The 16,780-nt window shown below is 39.0% G+C and carries 20 protein-coding genes and 1 pseudogene; 5 read left to right on the top strand and 16 right to left on the bottom strand.

Going from position 1 to position 16,780, the window contains the following annotated elements:
- The coding region (locus B6A27_RS15985) for a transposase (protein ID WP_139788151.1) at positions 1–365 on the bottom strand (365 nt) is incomplete at its 3' end.
- Positions 366–506: 141 nt separating this feature from the next.
- Positions 507–767 carry a hypothetical protein gene (locus tag B6A27_RS15990; RefSeq protein ID WP_066147422.1) on the bottom strand — a complete coding sequence of 87 codons (261 nt, stop codon included), beginning with the start codon at positions 765–767 and terminating at the stop codon, positions 507–509.
- Between the two features lie 116 nt (positions 768–883).
- On the opposite strand from B6A27_RS15990, the gene B6A27_RS15995 reads away from it, so the two are divergent.
- The gene (locus B6A27_RS15995) at positions 884–1,015 is read left to right on the top strand and encodes a small acid-soluble spore protein P (protein ID WP_063504932.1); all 132 of its coding nucleotides are present in this window, start codon (positions 884–886) and stop codon (positions 1,013–1,015) included.
- A gap of 414 nt (positions 1,016–1,429) precedes the next feature.
- Here B6A27_RS15995 and B6A27_RS16000 read toward each other — a convergent pair whose 3' ends face one another.
- Positions 1,430–2,086, bottom strand: a complete 657-nt coding sequence (locus B6A27_RS16000; RefSeq protein WP_066147419.1) for a cell wall hydrolase — start codon at positions 2,084–2,086, stop codon at positions 1,430–1,432.
- A 258-nt stretch (positions 2,087–2,344) separates the two neighbouring features.
- Here B6A27_RS16000 and B6A27_RS16005 point away from each other — a divergent pair, with 258 nt between their 5' ends.
- On the top strand, positions 2,345–2,773 hold the full coding sequence (locus B6A27_RS16005; RefSeq protein ID WP_044745268.1) for a DUF2621 domain-containing protein: 429 nt from the start codon (positions 2,345–2,347) through the stop codon (positions 2,771–2,773).
- Positions 2,774–2,812: 39 nt separating this feature from the next.
- Here the strand turns inward: B6A27_RS16005 and B6A27_RS16010 are convergent, their stop codons facing one another.
- The 3 genes from B6A27_RS16010 to B6A27_RS16020 form a co-directional block, all read right to left on the bottom strand.
- Positions 2,813–3,307 (bottom strand): CcdC family protein, encoded by a 495-nt coding sequence (locus B6A27_RS16010; RefSeq protein ID WP_369815497.1) that lies wholly within the window; start codon positions 3,305–3,307, stop codon positions 2,813–2,815.
- A gap of 233 nt (positions 3,308–3,540) precedes the next feature.
- Positions 3,541–3,900, bottom strand: a complete 360-nt coding sequence (locus tag B6A27_RS16015; protein ID WP_044745270.1) for a response regulator — start codon at positions 3,898–3,900, stop codon at positions 3,541–3,543.
- 188 nt (positions 3,901–4,088) lie between these two features.
- Positions 4,089–4,796: a cytochrome c biogenesis CcdA family protein gene (locus tag B6A27_RS16020; protein ID WP_066147414.1), complete on the bottom strand. Its 708-nt coding sequence runs from the start codon at positions 4,794–4,796 to the stop codon at positions 4,089–4,091.
- Positions 4,797–4,963: 167 nt separating this feature from the next.
- Between B6A27_RS16020 and B6A27_RS16025 the strand changes: the two genes are divergently transcribed.
- Positions 4,964–5,143: an aspartyl-phosphate phosphatase Spo0E family protein gene (locus B6A27_RS16025; protein ID WP_044745272.1), complete on the top strand. Its 180-nt coding sequence runs from the start codon at positions 4,964–4,966 to the stop codon at positions 5,141–5,143.
- Positions 5,144–5,354: 211 nt separating this feature from the next.
- Here the strand turns inward: B6A27_RS16025 and B6A27_RS16030 are convergent, their stop codons facing one another.
- From B6A27_RS16030 to yneA, 6 genes are all read right to left on the bottom strand, one after another.
- Positions 5,355–5,567, bottom strand: a complete 213-nt coding sequence (locus B6A27_RS16030) for a YneF family protein (RefSeq protein ID WP_044745273.1) — start codon at positions 5,565–5,567, stop codon at positions 5,355–5,357.
- Between the two features lie 512 nt (positions 5,568–6,079).
- Positions 6,080–6,514 (bottom strand): sporulation inhibitor of replication protein SirA, encoded by a 435-nt coding sequence (sirA, locus tag B6A27_RS16035; RefSeq protein WP_044745274.1) that lies wholly within the window; start codon positions 6,512–6,514, stop codon positions 6,080–6,082.
- A gap of 154 nt (positions 6,515–6,668) precedes the next feature.
- The gene (gene tkt, locus B6A27_RS16040; RefSeq protein ID WP_080862635.1) at positions 6,669–8,675 is read right to left on the bottom strand and encodes a transketolase; all 2,007 of its coding nucleotides are present in this window, start codon (positions 8,673–8,675) and stop codon (positions 6,669–6,671) included.
- Positions 8,676–8,798: 123 nt separating this feature from the next.
- Positions 8,799–9,029, bottom strand: coding sequence for a DUF896 domain-containing protein (locus B6A27_RS16045; RefSeq protein WP_080862636.1), 231 nt, complete (start codon positions 9,027–9,029; stop codon positions 8,799–8,801).
- A 67-nt stretch (positions 9,030–9,096) separates the two neighbouring features.
- A complete protein-coding gene (locus B6A27_RS16050; RefSeq protein WP_044745277.1) occupies positions 9,097–9,747 on the bottom strand; it encodes a YneB family resolvase-like protein in 651 nt (216 codons plus the stop codon).
- A gap of 16 nt (positions 9,748–9,763) precedes the next feature.
- Complete coding sequence (yneA, locus tag B6A27_RS16055) at positions 9,764–10,063, bottom strand: cell division suppressor protein YneA (RefSeq protein ID WP_044745278.1); 300 nt, start codon at positions 10,061–10,063, stop codon at positions 9,764–9,766.
- A gap of 148 nt (positions 10,064–10,211) precedes the next feature.
- Here yneA and lexA point away from each other — a divergent pair, with 148 nt between their 5' ends.
- The gene (gene lexA / locus B6A27_RS16060; RefSeq protein ID WP_044745279.1) at positions 10,212–10,835 is read left to right on the top strand and encodes a transcriptional repressor LexA; all 624 of its coding nucleotides are present in this window, start codon (positions 10,212–10,214) and stop codon (positions 10,833–10,835) included.
- Between the two features lie 1,027 nt (positions 10,836–11,862).
- Here the strand turns inward: lexA and B6A27_RS16065 are convergent.
- The 3 genes from B6A27_RS16065 to B6A27_RS16095 form a co-directional block, all read right to left on the bottom strand.
- Entirely contained in the window at positions 11,863–12,225 is a 363-nt protein-coding gene (locus tag B6A27_RS16065) for an NAD(P)/FAD-dependent oxidoreductase (protein ID WP_044745280.1), read from the bottom strand.
- Positions 12,226–14,686: 2,461 nt separating this feature from the next.
- Positions 14,687–15,064, bottom strand: coding sequence for a hypothetical protein (locus B6A27_RS16090; protein WP_080862640.1), 378 nt, complete (start codon positions 15,062–15,064; stop codon positions 14,687–14,689).
- 245 nt (positions 15,065–15,309) lie between these two features.
- On the bottom strand, positions 15,310–15,684 hold the full coding sequence (locus B6A27_RS16095; protein ID WP_080862641.1) for a hypothetical protein: 375 nt from the start codon (positions 15,682–15,684) through the stop codon (positions 15,310–15,312).
- A 221-nt stretch (positions 15,685–15,905) separates the two neighbouring features.
- On the opposite strand from B6A27_RS16095, the pseudogene B6A27_RS16100 reads away from it, so the two are divergent.
- Positions 15,906–16,464: pseudogene (locus tag B6A27_RS16100) on the top strand (IS3 family transposase); the annotation flags it as partial.
- 13 nt (positions 16,465–16,477) lie between these two features.
- Here B6A27_RS16100 and B6A27_RS19510 read toward each other — a convergent pair.
- Positions 16,478–16,717, bottom strand: coding sequence for a DUF6198 family protein (locus tag B6A27_RS19510; protein WP_080862642.1), 240 nt, complete (start codon positions 16,715–16,717; stop codon positions 16,478–16,480).
- Positions 16,718–16,780: the final 63 nt, after the last annotated feature.

The following is a 16,780-nucleotide window of genomic DNA, read 5'->3' on the forward strand; positions in this document are numbered from 1 at the left end:
AACCATATGGCAGGAAGATTTTCTTTTATTAGTTTTTCGATTCCACGGCAGGAATAAACCTTTTGGGAATAACTATACAGAATGATTTTAAGCATCATTTTGGGATGATAGGAACTTCTGCCACCACCTTTATAATGAGAAAACAATAGCTCATCTGGTACAGATTCCACCATTTCGTCCACTACTCGTGCGACGTGATGTTCTGGTATAAGGGCTTCAATATCAAAAATCACTTGAGTTTGACGATTGTCATAGGGTTTAAAAGTAGGGGCTAATGGTCTTTTAGAGGGCTTTTTTTCCTCTGTCTCTGGAAAAAGTGTCATTTGCGTGTTATAATTTTCAGTAGTAATCATTTGATTGCTCATAAAAATCGTCCTTTCTGGAATGTTGTGGTGGTACCTTCATTTTACAGGATAGGACGATTTTTTTGTGTACTTTTTTAAAAAATGAAAAAAATGAGAGGGGCTTCAAAAAGTCAGTTACCCTGACTTTTTGGACAGCCCCTTTTATTGAATCTCGTTTACCTCGTCTACAATCGTTTGCAAATCCGTACGAAATTGTTCAAGACGCAGTCGCTGCGTTTCTGAAGCGACTTCCATTGCGTTATTGATTTGTTCAAATGCTTCATTGACTTCCTGCTTTAAATGCTTTAACTGGCTTCCGTAATCGGCCTGATCGCGAACTAAATGGTCATACCATTCCTTCGCTTCCATCGTCCCTTGTTCAGCGGCTTGAAACGCTTGTTGCTTATCTTTATGATACGGCATGTTCTTCCTCCTTCCACTGCATTGCACATTTATATCGTGTCAAATATTCAAAAATTTATACGATGAATAAATAAAAAAAACCCTGCTATCCTAATCAATAAAAGGAGGTTATTTTTATGAGCAAAGACACAGCAAAAAACGGCCGCAATAACGAACAGTCGGGACAACCCAAACCGCTGGACGGCTCCAAAAAAGTCAAAAACCGCAATCATACGCGGCAAAAGCATAACGCTGGACATGATATGTAATGCAACAAAATAGACAGAAGAAAGGGGCAACTGCCCAAGGCTTCCCCTCCCAAAAATCTAAAAGCTATCGTTTTTAATAGCTTTTAGATTTTTTTATTTATTTGGTTTACAAATAATAATCGCCATTCACTTTGTTAAAATGTGTGTGAACATATAAAAGAAAATATGATTGTTAGTCAGTTCTACTTCTGGGAATCTATCTTTTTGGAACGCATTGCGGATAGATTTAAAAAAGCCCCTAACGTATCGCACAAGTTCATATGTCGAAAGTTGAAATGGGATTTATATAGGTTCATTTATTACTTTAGATCGATAAAGCTGAAAGCATGATTGCATCATGAACAAAAGCCTCTTTTCAGCCTGTTAACAAACTCAACCAGCGGAAAGAGGCCTTCTTCTATCAATATTTTTGGCTTATCTTGCAAATGCGTGATGACCGATCCGGATGGTAACAGGTCTTGAAAGCATCCAGCGGTCTTTTGTAATAGCCGGATTATAAAAATACAACGAATGGCGCCGATCGCTTGGGAATAATGCTACCGCGCGATCAACCGCATCGTAGTCTTGCTTTGTTGGACGGATTTTTGTCAGCTTTCCTGTTTTGACAGGAACAAACGCATAGCCTGTTTTCGTTTTTTGATAAATCACGCCCTTTATCGTGTTAGGAAACGCCGGATCTTTGACCCGGTTCAGAATCACAAGCGCAACCTCTACTTTTCCTGCGAACGGTTCACTAGATCCTGTTTCCGCTTGAACAAGTTGCGCTAAAAGCGTTCTTTCCTCTGCGGTAATTTTCCATTTCGCTGCTGACGAAGCGGTTGTCGTTTTTTTCGCTGTTGCTATGACAGGCACTTTCAATGTTTCTCCGACCAAAATGCGGTCTGTTGTTTTTTTATTTAGCGTTTTTAACGTTGAAACACTCGTTTTGTATTTTTGAGCGATTTTATAAAACGAATCTCCTTTTTGCACTTTATAGTATGTATATGTGGTTGCTGCACTACTTTTATGTGGCGTAAACGCTACAACCATACAGCCAACTACTGCGAGTATTGCTAAAATCCTTTTGATCATGATGGCCTCCTCATAGTCGCTTTTTGGTTTTCCCGTTCGCATTTACTAGATTAGCATGTTTCAAGTGTGCTGACACTGGGCGACGTTTCCATTCCAGCTCATGAAATGTTCTCCATCTGTTGATATATAAAGGACGAGCTTATTTTTTTACAGTTGTATTACAGTTTCGTAACAGCGCTTATAACAGCGTTCTTGCCAAATATTCTTCTTTTAGAGATAATGTTTGATAGATCATGAAGGCTGTATTGAGGTGAAAACATGCTAACAGGCTGGTTTCTTTGGTTTATTTTATTCTGGGTGGTCTTTTTGCTTACGATGATGTCGATTGGCGGCTTTTTTATGTTCCGTAAATTTTTAAAGCGCCTGCCAAAAGCAGACGGAAAATCAGAGCTCGATTGGCAGGAATACTACATTGAGCAGACCCGGCATTTGTGGGGAGAGGAAGAAAAAGCGCTGCTTGAGGACTTAGTGAAGCCCGTTCCCGAGTTATTTCGCGATGTCGCTCGCCAGAAAATCGCAGGTAAAATCGGCGAATTAGCACTTCAAGAGCAAGCTTCACGCATTACAAAAGATCTTGTTATCCGCGGTTACATTATCGCTACACCAAAACGTGATCATAAATTTTTAGTCAAAGCTTTAAACGAAAAGCAAATCGATTTGGCGCCATATGCTCATTTACTTGAGTAAATTCGACACAACAAAAAAGATGGGGAGTCCCCATCTTTTTTATTGTGTCGACCAAAGAGTCGGATTATTGTTTAATTGCTTCTCTAGACGTTTATAAGAAACATACATCGCCGCTCGCCACGGAACGATCATCGCAAATGCCAATAAATAAAACATGCCGCTCAGCTGATGATAATCAATCGTTCTGCCTAAATAGACCTTTAAACCAAGACGAATGATAATAAGACCAACTAAAATCCAAACAAATGACTTGGACCGCTTTAAGTAAATATGGTGATCGCGAATTTCGAACTTGGATGTTTTAATTAAAAAAACCGAGAAACAGGCACCTAAAACAATGGCTTCCATCAGTTCCCCTTTTGTCACGCGGAACAGTGGATCTAAAAACATGAGCGAGCCGGTGCTCATAAAAAGCGGCGGCAGAATAATTTTTTTGGCATTTGTCGGTTTTTTCGATGCCTTCATACGAACAAACAAAATGAGTAGCGCCATTATAATCGCGATAATTGTGCTTAAAATTGCCAAGCAAATCATCCTTTGCTATAAGATTTTACTGCTTTCCTTTATTTCATTATAGACTTCTATAAGCAAGAAGATTCAGCAGCAACAAAAACACGCAAATAGAGCATGCCCAGAAGCCGCTCTAAAATTAGTGTCACCGTCATCACTACTGAACACGCAGCAATATGCTTTAAATCAACACACAGCCTACATTCCATTATTTAGGTGTCTATTTACACACTTTAAATTTCCAAAATCCACCTATTTTACATTAAAGCACGGGCAATCGCTTCCATCACACGGCTTTCATCAAACGGCTTCACAATAAAATCGATCGCTCCTGCCTCGATTGCTTCAACCACCATTTTTTGCTGTCCCATCGCCGAACACATAATAACTTTCGCTTTCGGGTCTATTTGTTTGATCGTTTTGATCGCTTCAATGCCATTCATTACAGGCATTGTAATATCTAACGTTACGATGTCTGGCTTTAATGCTTGATACAGCTCGATCGCTTCTTTTCCGTTTTCTCCTTCTCCTACTACTTCACAATTCGCTTTTTTTAAAATATTTGACAATGTCATTCTCATAAATTTCGCATCATCGACAATCAACACTTTTGCCATAATAATCCCCCTATTAGCCAGAAAAATAATATGCGCGATCATGGGTCGACAATAATCCTATGCAACAATGTAACGAATTTGCGGAAGAATTTCAACTTAAATATAGTGACAATCTATGATTCCTTTTGACAGAAAACATCCCATCACCTACGCTTTGTTTAGAAATGGGAGACTCCTTTTCGATAGCGCTAAAATCCCGTAAAACCTCCAAAAATACTGGTCGTGTAGATAATGATTTTCGTCATCCAGTCAAAAAACAGCAAAATCCCCATTATAATCATCACATATCCGCCTGCTTTCATAATTTTCATATGATAGCGGCGAATCCATTGCATTTTCCCAATAAAAAACGATAAAAGAAAAAACGGAACGGCAAAGCCTAGAGAATAAGCTGTCATATAAACCATTCCTGATCCTGGATTTGTCGCTGCTAAAGCAATCACTGACATTAAAATCGGGCCTGTGCACGGCGACCACCCTGCTGCGAAAGCCATGCCAATCAATATCGATCCCGCATACCCTGACGGACGATTGCGAAAGGAAATGCGATGATCTCTCATCAAAAAGCCTGGCTTAAATACACCGATGATCACAAATCCAAAGAAAATAATTAAAATGGCGCCGACTTGCCGAATAAAATCTTGATATTGTTTAAACAGTTCGCCAATTAGTGAAGTGCCAAATCCAATGGAAACAAAAATAAGAGAAAAACCAAGCAAAAAAAACAGCGTATGCAACAAGCTCCTCTTTTGCAACATCGCATTCTCCGCTTGCAGTTCCGCGACCGAAATGCCGGTAATATAAGATAAAAATGCCGGATATAACGGCAGACAGCATGGAGAAATGAACGATAAAAATCCTGCTCCAAATGCTAAAAAAAGATTTACGTCTGTCATCAATTTCAACCCCACAAGTTCTATTTTTTCTTTAATTTTACCAAAAAATAAATCTTAATGGTGATGTATGAATTTAAAAAAAAACCGACTTTTTTCTTTTGAATTAATTGCCAGAATAGTATACAATACCTATATAACTTTGTACAACAGAAAGGACTTGTTCTCCCGTGTCAAAACAAGAGATGCTTCGGCTCATTGAAAAGAAAAGAAACGAACTGATTGAAATGGTTGCCAAAAGTGGATTAAACGCAGCGATTACCATTCAAATCAGCCAAGAATTGGACTTGCTTTTGAACCAATATAATGAATACGTATACAAGAAACAGAAACGCCTCTCTTCTCAGTAAAAAAAACGATGAGGCGTTTTCTCACTATGAAACATTCCGTTTGTTGCAGAGTAACGGACCACTTGTATAGACAAGCTTTCGTTCGCTGCGCTACTAACGACGTTCAGGCGTCCCCCCTCTTAAAAGCTCATTCGATCTAACTCCTGCTTTGTTAGCTTTTACACCGTTTAGCGCAAATAAAAAGACACTCCGCGGAGTGCCTGTCCCATGTTTATTTAAGCTGGTTGTTCATCGCTTTCATCATTTGGTTGATTTTCTTTTGCGACGGTGTCATTCCCATCTGCATCATCATCATTCGAATCATTTGCTCATTAATTGGCGGGTTTTTCTTTAAATAGTTCATCATCGTTTTACGGGCAATGAAAAATCCTAGCGCTGTTCCAGCGATAAGCGCTAGAATGCCAACAAGAATCGTTGTCCACATACTGCTTTTTCCTCCTTCATGTTGTCTATCTAACAGTGTACTAAACAATGAGCTATTATACAATATTTTCCCTTAAAAATCTTTTATTTACGCACAATTCCGTCGATCAGAAAGAACAATAAATACAGTTTGCTACAGAAGAGCAGATCAAGAAGACGATCTTGATTGAACTGAGTGAATCTTCCAATTTTTTCACGCTGGAGCGTGATCGATATAAGTCGCCAACTTATCTCCTACCGTCGAAAAAATGGGAATCTGCTTTTGACTATATATGTTCCATCTTTTCACTGAATCTCTATCATTGGTAAATGGATCGAAGGCTAAATGAATCACTGCTGGTGCATCAACATTGGTCCACAAGTGGACGACGGTCGATCACGCGAATACGAACGAAAAGCAAGTCCAAAGACTTGCCTTTCTATTGCCAGTCCATGTGATTTTTTCTCCCAAGATCCAACGCCCTTTTTTCACATAGACACGCTATCCCAAATCATTATTTTTATTTCCATCTTTTAGGCAAATTTTCTGTTTTCTAATTCTGCTTTGAGCCATTGATAGTGGCTAAACTCGCTGTCAATCGCTAGAAAAGCGGATGATATCATAGCTAATGACTGGAAAATACGATTGGTTAAATCATAGCAATCGCTAATGAGGAGTAAGCGGCGCTTTTGGACAATGACAAGTGCCTCTTCATTCGTTTGATCATGTTTAAACATTAGCATATTTCGTTCCAAGTTTCTCTCAACTTGTCCAGAAAAATGCTCTTTTATTCCTAGCTCTACACGTGAAAACGAAATGCGTTCTGTAATAAATTCAACTTGTTTATGGCAAACACTTTTAAAAGGGGCCTTTTGATATTCCCGAAGCAGCTCGACGATTTTTTCTGGACGATGATAGTAATCTTTCACTACATCGTCTCGAAACAAATAAATCCAATAGCGCGTCACATTTCGTCCTCCATTCTTTTCTTCTTTTTACCTATTATAGAAAAACAGAAGAGAGAAACGTGTCTATTGGCGCAAAAATTCTTCACTATTTTTGTCGAAACAAAAGAAAAAGCTACCTTTCGCTAATAAAAGGCAGCTTTTTCACCTTATTTCATTATGGATGCAAAAGCTTCTTTACACGCTCGATTACATGCTCCACTGTGAACCCATACTCTTTCATAATCTGTTCGCCTGGAGCAGAAGCGCCGAAGCGATCGATTGCTAAAATGTCTCCTTCATCTCCCGTATAGCGCTCCCACCCGAATGAAGCCGCCATTTCAATCGCTAGACGCTTTTTCAAAGCAGACGGCAAAACTTGCTCTTTATATTCTTCCGGCTGCTGTTCAAAACGATCCCAAGATGGCATGCTAATAACCGAAACATAAATGCCCTCAGAAGCCAACGCTTTTTGCGCTTCAACAGCTAAACTCACTTCTGAACCGGAAGCAAGCAACAAGGCCTGCGGTTCTCCATTCGTTGCTTCTGATACGACATATGCACCTTTTTTCACACCTTCATATGCGCGCTCTGCCGTGGTTGCAAGCGTCGGGAGGTTTTGTCTTGTCAACACAAGCGCTGTTGGGCGATCCGTTGATTCCAGTGCTAAGCGCCATGCGGCCGCGGTTTCGTTCGCATCTGCTGGGCGAATTAACGATAAATTCGGCATTGCCCGCAATGAAGGAAGCTGCTCAATCGGCTCATGAGTCGGTCCGTCTTCACCGACCGCAATACTGTCGTGCGTAAACACATAGGTGACTGGTAAGCCCATTAATGCAGCAAGACGGATAGCTGGACGCAAATAATCAGAAAACACAAAGAATGTACCGCCAAATACTTTTACTCCCCCATGAAGCGCCATTCCATTCAATGCCGCTCCCATGGCAAATTCACGAACCCCGAACCAAATGTTTCGCCCTTCATAGCTTTCCGGCATAAAGTTGCCTGTTCCTTTAATCAGCGTTTTATTCGATCCCGCAAGATCCGCGGAACCGCCAATAAACTGTGGAACAGCTTTCGCAATCGCATTTAACACCTCTCCTGAGGATGCGCGTGTAGCTATGTTCTTGCCTTCTGGGTAAACAGGCAGCTGCTCTTCCCATCCTTCAGGGAGCTGCTCATCGATCGCCAGCTTCAATTGGTTCGCTAAATCTGGATAAGCTTTTTGGTAAGCGGCAAGCAATTCATTCCACTCCGCTTCTTTTTGTGCTCCCACTTCTTGAACAACTTGACGGAAATGGCCATATACTTCTTCCGGTACATAAAAATCTTCGGCAAACGTCCATTTATAAGCCTCTTTTGTTAGTTTTAGCTCATCTGCGCCAAGCGGAGCGCCGTGAACATCAGAAGTTCCTGCCTTATTTGGCGATCCATAGCCAATTGTTGTTTTCACTTCAATGAGCGTTGGGCGATTGACATCTGCTCTTGCTGTTTCAAGTGCTTTCGCAACTTCCTCGATATCGTTTCCATCCTCAACGCGCAAATATTGCCATCCATATGCCTCAAAGCGCTGTGCGACATTTTCCGAGAAGGAAAGCTGCAGCTCTCCATCGAGCGAAATGTCATTCGAATCATAAAGAACGATGAGACGGCCAAGTTTCAAATGACCAGCTAATGAAGCTGCTTCAGAGGCAACCCCTTCCATCAAGTCTCCATCGCCGCAAATGGCATATGTGTAATGGTTAATAATCTCAAAATGATCTCGATTGTATGTAGTCGCTAAATGACGTTCTGCCATTGCCATACCGACAGCCATCGCAATCCCTTGACCAAGCGGACCTGTTGTTGCTTCTACTCCAGGTGTATGACCGTACTCCGGATGTCCGGGTGTTTTGCTCCCCCATTGGCGAAACTGTTTGATATCTTCCATTGATACGTCATAGCCACTTAAATGAAGCAAGCTATATAAAAGCATAGAGCCATGACCCGCAGATAGCACAAAACGGTCGCGGTTAAACCATTTTGGATTGCTTGGATTATGATTCATGAATTTGGTCCAAAGCGTATAGGCCATCGGCGCAGCGCCCATCGGCATGCCTGGATGCCCGGAATTCGCTTTTTCAATTGCATCAATCGACAACGTTCGGATTGTCGTGATGGCCAATTGATCAATCGTTTGTGCCATTTTTTGCTCATCCTTTCGTTTCGTAGCGTTTTATCCATTTCTATCATATAGAAAGTAAGAAAAAATGTACAACGTTTCTTCAAAAAATCAAGAATCTTTGACTGATGAGAATGCTTGCTTCTCTTAATGCAACCGATTTTTTTGACTTTCCTTCAATTTTTTGGGCGTCACATCTTTTCCATTTGGATCAATAATTTTTACAGAATGCAGAGTATCCGTTACCGCTTGGCGAAATGCTTGAAGATACTCCTTGCGAAGCTGCTCTTGCTCTTTTTTCTCCACTTCTGTCAACCCGCTTGTCTTTGCCTTTTTCGCTAATTCATTAATGCGAGCGATTTTTTGTTTTGAGATCATCGTTTCATTCCACCTATTTCGAAAAATATTATGCCCCCATCTTACTAGAGAAATGGATCCTTGACAACTATGTTGACTGACTTTTCCGCTCATATTCCTGATAGCGGCGATGGACAGTCGCTTTCGACACATCATATCCAAATCCGCGCAAAGTCGCCGCAATTTCAGCAAAGGTCAGTCCGTTCCTGCGCAGACGGATAATTTCTTCAATTGGTAGCTCAAGGCGATCTCTTCCGGCATGTTCACCTATATTTTTCAAATTTCGTTCTGGCCGATATCCACGTTCAACGGCTTTTTGCATCCCGCGCTTGATTTTTAAGTTATGTATTTTGCGCTGATACTCCTCTACGATGCTGAGGATACTTAGTACCATGGAATCAGCTTCTGATAGCTGTAGTTCTCCATGATGGCACACCGTATACAGCTTGGCTCCTTCTTTTTGAATACAATGCAATAAGGCAATTCTTGCATTTCCTCGTCCAAGCCTCGTTTCATCTTGGATGAGAACGGCTTCGATTTTATCCTCTTTCAGCGCTTCTAAAAGCTCCAGTATCCCGTCTCGCTCAATCTCATAACCGCTTGCCCGCTCTTCAATGACCTTAACGACTTGAAAACGATATGTTTCGGCGAGCTGCTCAAGCTCCTCCTTCTGCCGTTGCAGTGATGTTTCTTGTTCCTCTTTGTTTGTGCTCACCCGACAATAAATAATCGCTTTCATTCCATCATCTCCATTATTATTTACTGACGACTAGCTTCTTTTCTGCCTTTGATTTTAACACGGGAATCACTAGCTTTTCACCCGCAGCAATTTTTTCATTTGGCAAATGGTTTACATTCATTACCCATTCAATAAATTCTTTCGTTGAAAGCTGATGTGAAGATCTGTATTCATTGGCTATTCCCCAAAGCGTATCTCCGGATTCTACCGTAATTTTTAAATATTTCTCCTTTTGAATCGGATGGCTCGCATACACGAAACCCGATAGTAGCATAAACACCAAGCATGAAAACACGAGATAATGAGTAACTTTCATCTTCTCCCACCTCTTAGAATGTTTGTTCGCTTTTTTACCCATTATATTAAGAACATTCGTTTGCGTCAACCATTTTTTCGAACTTATGTTTGTTTTTTTGTTCTCCTCGTGTTATAATAAAAAAAACGATGGGTAAGAGGTGTGAAACATGACCAAACTGTCGAAACGCCAACAGCAAATTCTCGATTTCATCAAAAAAGAAGTAAAAACTAAAGGGTATCCTCCTTCCGTTCGTGAGATTGGCGAAGCGGTTGGACTTGCCTCTAGCTCAACGGTGCATGGACATTTAGCTCGGCTTGAAAGCAAAGGATACATCCGCCGTGATCCAACTAAACCTCGCGCGATTGAAATATTAGATCCGGATTTTGCCTCATTCATGCGGCCGAGCAATGTGATCAATGTTCCGGTCATCGGAAAGGTAACGGCAGGGCAACCAATAACCGCTATCGAAAATGTGGAGGACTATTTTCCGCTCCCAGAACGCTTCGTTTCTGCAGAGGACCATGTTTTTATGCTTGAAATAATGGGCGATAGTATGATTGAGGCAGGCATTTTAGACGGAGATTTTGTCATTGTTCGTCAGCAGCAGTCAGCTAATAACGGAGATATTGTCGTTGCTATGACGGAAGAAAACGAAGCAACCGTCAAGCGCTTTTTTAAAGAACAAGGCCACATTCGCCTACAGCCAGAAAACCCTCATATGGAGCCTATTATCGTCAACGATGTTACGATTCTCGGGAAAGTGATCGGCGTATATCGCATGATTCAATAACAAACAAGGGTAGATAAAGTGAAATTCACCTTATCTGCCCTTGTTTTAAGTAGCGATGATTATTCGATCATTGTTAAAATCCGCTAGGTTCTCTTATTTGTCTATATGGATGGAAGCGACATCATTTTGTGCAATTCATTTGAGCGGTACATTTTTGCCCATTTTAAGACGGATGCTGCATAAAGACAGGAACGAACAGCAAATCATTTCTCTACATCATAATCCGTATCGTTCTTGACAGATAAAATGATAGTGACTAACGTTGTAACTGTAGAGACTACAGCTGCTATGACCGAGGCAAGTCACGGACTTGTCTCGAACCGGCGAAAAACAAATTCTGCTTTTGAATGGGGCGTCTATTCCATCTTTTCGTTGGATTTCGATCATTCGCAAATGGACCCAATGCCGAAACCATTCAGCACTTATATACAGGATGAATCGTAATTCCTTTAAACCTCATCGAACTTCTTTCCTAGTCTTTCTCTTTAAATGAGACTATTCCCTTAGGGTATATGGCTAATAATCTAAATTCAAGGAAAGCATTTCTTTTTCTTGTTTTTTTGATTCCTCATCACCATAATCATGCGAATCCATATCTCTGCATATCATTTACATAACATCAAAAAAGGAGGGCATCAGGCCATGTTATCTATTGACTTTTTCGCATGGACACTATCTGCTATCTTAGGAATCGGATTTATTATTTCTCTTATAGCTGTATCCAGAAAACCGAAAAACATGACTGAGATGGAGCGACAAAGGCCTGAACCCAAGAACACAGAACCATAAAATAGAGTTTGTTCAGACCTTCATCGCGCGGATACATGACGAGAAGGCAAGCCTGTGGACTTGCCTTCCAACCGTGGTACAGATACTATTGGTTCAATCGTTAAGTTTTATTTATATCGTGCTTTGCCGACAGGATGAAAACTACAGACCAAAATCAAGTCTATGAATCATCATCGCTTTTTTTCGGTAGAATATCCTATTATTATTCTATTGTTTTGTTTCATTTCTTATTTTACCATCATTGATTTTTAAGTAATTGATCAATGTAGTTTTTTATCTCTTCTATCTTCTGATCGGTAACTTTTTTAATTTCTTCTGTTTTTTGATTTAAAGACTGTTGATAATCTTGATTGAGCTTTTCATTTAAGTATTTTTTAGTTTCATCTTGCAATCGCTGGATTTCAGACTGTGTTACATTGGATAGATCATTTTTTATTTTCATGTCTTTTTCTGACAAGTATTGATTGATTTCTTGCTGGTACTCTTTTTTCGCTGCTTCCGCTGCATCGCTCATATGGTAGACTACCGCACCACTAAGTCCACCACTAACAAAAAACAAAACGATTGTTATAAACAAAACTCTAAGAGGTATCTTTTTCATATAAATCAACCTCCTTTTTTTTATTATCTCATATTCCGCGCTCATTTTTTAGTGTTTTATCCGAATATTCATTATTTTTTATGATCGTACTATCTGTGTGATTTTCTTCCTATGATGTTTTGCTGTGTATTAAGAAAAGCACCTTCTTCTCCAAAGCTGAATCTCATGGAGTGTCTTTGGAAATGGTGAAAAGCACCGTCAGCCGTTGCCAATCATTTTCACAATGACGTACACAAAGCTATTGATTAGCCAGTCGATAGCTTCATTCTTAAAGTATATTGAATGTCGCAATGACGATGTTTTACAGCTGTATCGCTTGAGAAATCGAATGATAAGTTCATTTGATTTCGTAAACAATCATCAAACTTCATAGTCATCACTCCGATGAATAAAATAAAAAGCAACCAATTATTTGGATGCCTAACATCTAAAATTACAACTAAAAAATCTTATTCATGAATGTTAAGATGTATTTCCTCAGATTCCTCCTGGATTTGTCCAATAAGGGATAGAACAGAACCTGTGGCCTGTATCCAACTTTAAAAAATAACACTTCAAAATGAATCAACATTTATTAACTAAAATCGGACAATTATCGGGCAGCTACCGGGCAGTTTGGGGCTATGCCCCTTTCTTCCCTCACACCCTCTGGTTCAACTATATACCCTATACACTTTTTGCCTATGCTTTTCTCCCTTCTTCCTCACAGCGTCATTGGACTCGAAAATTTTTTATTACGTAGTTATAATCCAAAAAACACACGGAGTATACATAAACAAAAATAAATTATAGACGATTTCTGAATCCCTCATATCCATTATTTTATCTACCCCAAACCTGATTCCCCAATATATGATTACGATAATAAAATAGACGATGGCATGGAGGACAAATGATATAGCAAGCTTGATTTGTTCTTTGTAATGCATAGTCTATAAATAAAGAGAGCGGTATACTGAATAAAACAACTAAACTAACGGAAGTATGTACACTATAGAATAGAGCAGGGAACTGACAAGAACTTTTAATAGTCCTTCTAAAATATTTAATTCCTTTGATACCGTTACACCTTTGGACTCAATTACATAATATAAAAAGCCTGAATTAATTGAAGTTAGTATACCTGATACCACTTTTATCTTTATATCCCTAAACAATGAAATCCTCCTTATCTTACAGTTTAGTAGTGATATTTTACCATTAAAATTTGACTAATTCGCATGAAGAAGGATATAAATGCAGGAAACTACTTTGGGCCGTTCTCCATAGCTTAAAGAATCAGCGGCCATGCCAGAAAAACAAAGTCTAAATCCTCTTTCTCTAAGGTGTCTGATTGCTGCAAGCGTTATGTGATGACTTTTAAAGTTGTTTTACCTCTCATTTGTTTGAACGCTTCCGAAATTCTGCTTTCAATTTCTTTGGGATCGATATTTACTTTTGAAATGACCTTCCTCATTACTAACCCCCTCTCATCTCTTTTTACCTACACATTACCTTATATAGAACACTTGATTAAAAAATAACCCCCACACCAAGCAGGGAAGGCAGATTCAACAAACTACTTAATTATAGGGGCGGTATTTTTTCCGAAGTTCTTTCAATTCCTTTTCAAGTTGTCCAATATCACTCCGAAAAATAACTTATCTTCTTCGGAACGATTCTTCCTGATTCTATAAGTTGGCTTAAACGTTGATAAGTCACACCCAATATTTCCAAAGTTTCAGCAACTCCGAGGACTTCACTTTTTATGAAGCCCTCGACTTCTTTTCGATTTTTGAACATTCCATCATTTATCTCCCTGGAAATTCAGCTTGTATTTGATTGGAATTAAGATGAGCCAGAGCGCTATAATCACCAATATGATCCATCTCAAAACGGTCATTTCTTCAAAAAAAGATTATCTTTATCAACAATAGAGAACAAGAAGTGAACAAAATAACAGAGAAAGCCCCCTTCCAACGAGGACGAGAGGATTGATAGTAGCATTTCTGATGGATGACGGTGTTGATGATGTCGAGAAATACTTTTTCGTCAGGCTGAACCGGATTGGAACACAAGGGACAACGCAGTCGGCCGACACGAACATGGAATCACCTCCTCGATAGGTAAGATACAACCCCTGATTATTGAAAAAACAATAAAAAAAGAAGGCGTTCATGCATGACGAAATGAACGCTGTAACCGTCAAGTAAAATTGAACAGTTTTCGCTAAATAAGAGTGAACACTTTTCTGGAAATTCCAGCGTAATCCCTATCACTTGACATGGAGCCTCTGCGTACAAGATATTTTCTAAAAAGCGAACAACAACAACAAGAATCAGCCACATGAAACGAGGCTATCATGTACGCCACTCCACGTAAAGCGCACGCTTCTAACTGGTAAAAAACTGTTCAATTTAATCAATCGAATTCTGTTCAGTTTTATTTAGCGGTCACAAACGCCTTTTCCAGTTTTTCTTGATTATAATCCGTAAGCTTTATATCCTAAACTTTGATTGATGTTTCGATTAATTCGTTGTACAACAGGTGATTTTTGATGCCCATTTGGATCTAGTATTCCTAATTCACCAGCTCTTTTTAATGCTTGAATAAGAAGTTCACTGTTTCCGTTACTGCGAAGTCGACGTTCTTCTTCTGCTGACATGTGTATCACATTATCTGGATTAATGGGTTCAGTTGCATTTTCCATCATATTTCTAAAATCTTTACCATCTAAAGTAACAATATTATTTTTTTCCTCTAATACATGTCCTTTATATCCATAAAGAGATCGAAGCATCCAAAGTTGACGATTAGAATTAAAATTTGCAATCTGTTCTTGGTTTAATCCACTCAACATTATTCTCACTCCTTTTCTATTTATTGATGTGGAATGTTAATAAAAGCGGTCATAGTATTCCAAGAATAATTCATTGAAGTAGATTGACAACGATATTCAACGGAAGAAGCACTAGGGATTTTCACATTAGAATCAAAATATACAACATGGTAAAAACCATCTACAATCGTATCACCTTCAAAATCAATAGTTGATGTTTCTATAAGATAAGTTGGATCGTTATAAGTTATTTGTTCTGCACCTAATCATTGGAAATAATGCCCATATCCTATTTCTACAGCTCCAACTCCAGTGATTCCTCTAACAGGTGCAGAGGTTAATTCATTATTAATATATTGGATTTGTGGCGTTGTAGTTTCAAGATCCCATCCTACTTGATCAATATATAATGCTGTAACCGGTGGCGCAGATCCTGTTATTGAATTTGTTGTAGCCATCTCTTTACGAATTTCAGAGACTTCTTCTTGGGTTACAGGATTTATTACCCAATCAGGATGTTCTTTTTTGAGATTTTCAATAAAAATAGAAGAGTTTTCTCCAATTGGAGTTGCTGCTTCAGTAGTATTAACAACTACCAAGCTCAAACATAAAGTAAAGAATGCCAGTATAAATTTTTTCATCTTTTACTCCTCCTTCTTTTTTAAGAAATAAAGTGGAATAAACTCCTATACTATTTATCGACTTCATTATGAAAATTTTTATAATTTTAACCAAAAAATTCAACATATTTTAAAAATTTCCTGATTGAAGAATATAAAAATAAGAACAAATGTACGGTTTTATACAAAAAAACGCTCAAACAGCAAGGAACGGCTTCAATCCCTCATAGGTAAGATAAAAACGGAAGAAACGACATTTCTACGGCATTAGAGGATCTGTAGGATTTCCAAATGTATTAAACCGTGAATTCTATGCGGAGATTCCGTTCCAAAAACTCGTAACAGATATTACCTATGTGCGTGTTGGAGATACGTTTGCTTACTTGTCAGCGGTTTTAGATTTATATAACCATGAAATCGTCGCATGGGAACGATCTGAAAGAAATGATCTTCATTTGGTATTCAACACCCTGAAACAATGAGAGGGGAACGTTTGGCAAGAATGCTCTCCTTCATTCCGATCAAGGATTTCAGTACACGACCCAATCATATGAGAACCAGCTCAAAGAACTCAAGATTCAAGGAAGCCATTCGCGAAGAGGAAATTGTCATGATAATGCATGTATCGAAAGTTTCTTCTCACATTTAAAGACAGAGAAGTTGTATTTAGTGCGCCCCCAAACGATCGAACAGGTTGATCAGTCTATTCAAGAATATATTCATTTTTACAACCACAATCGTTTTCAAGAAAAATTTAACGATCTTTCCCCGATTGAATATCGAGAAAAGACCGCTGCTTAATATACTCTTTTTTTCATTGTCTACTTGACAGGGTTATGTGCAATATCCGGTCTTTTTTTTGAATAACAGCATTAAGTACTACAAAAAAGCTTCCAGAACAAATGTAAAAAACGCCCAAAGACATATTAAAGGCTCTTGCTACTGCAACATTAAAAGTCCCCCAAGGGTCTAATCCTCTGTGAGCTTGGATTAGTATGTTTATACCAATTCCTATCAGAATAATGCCTATAGCGTATCTAATTATTCGCCTCAATGTATTCTGTCTCCCCCCTCTAATTAAATTTGTTTATTAATAAAACAAATTCATTTTAAAAAT

It is taken from the genome of Anoxybacillus sp. UARK-01 (assembly GCF_002075365.1).
GTDB lineage: Bacteria > Bacillota > Bacilli > Bacillales > Anoxybacillaceae > Anoxybacteroides > Anoxybacteroides rupiense.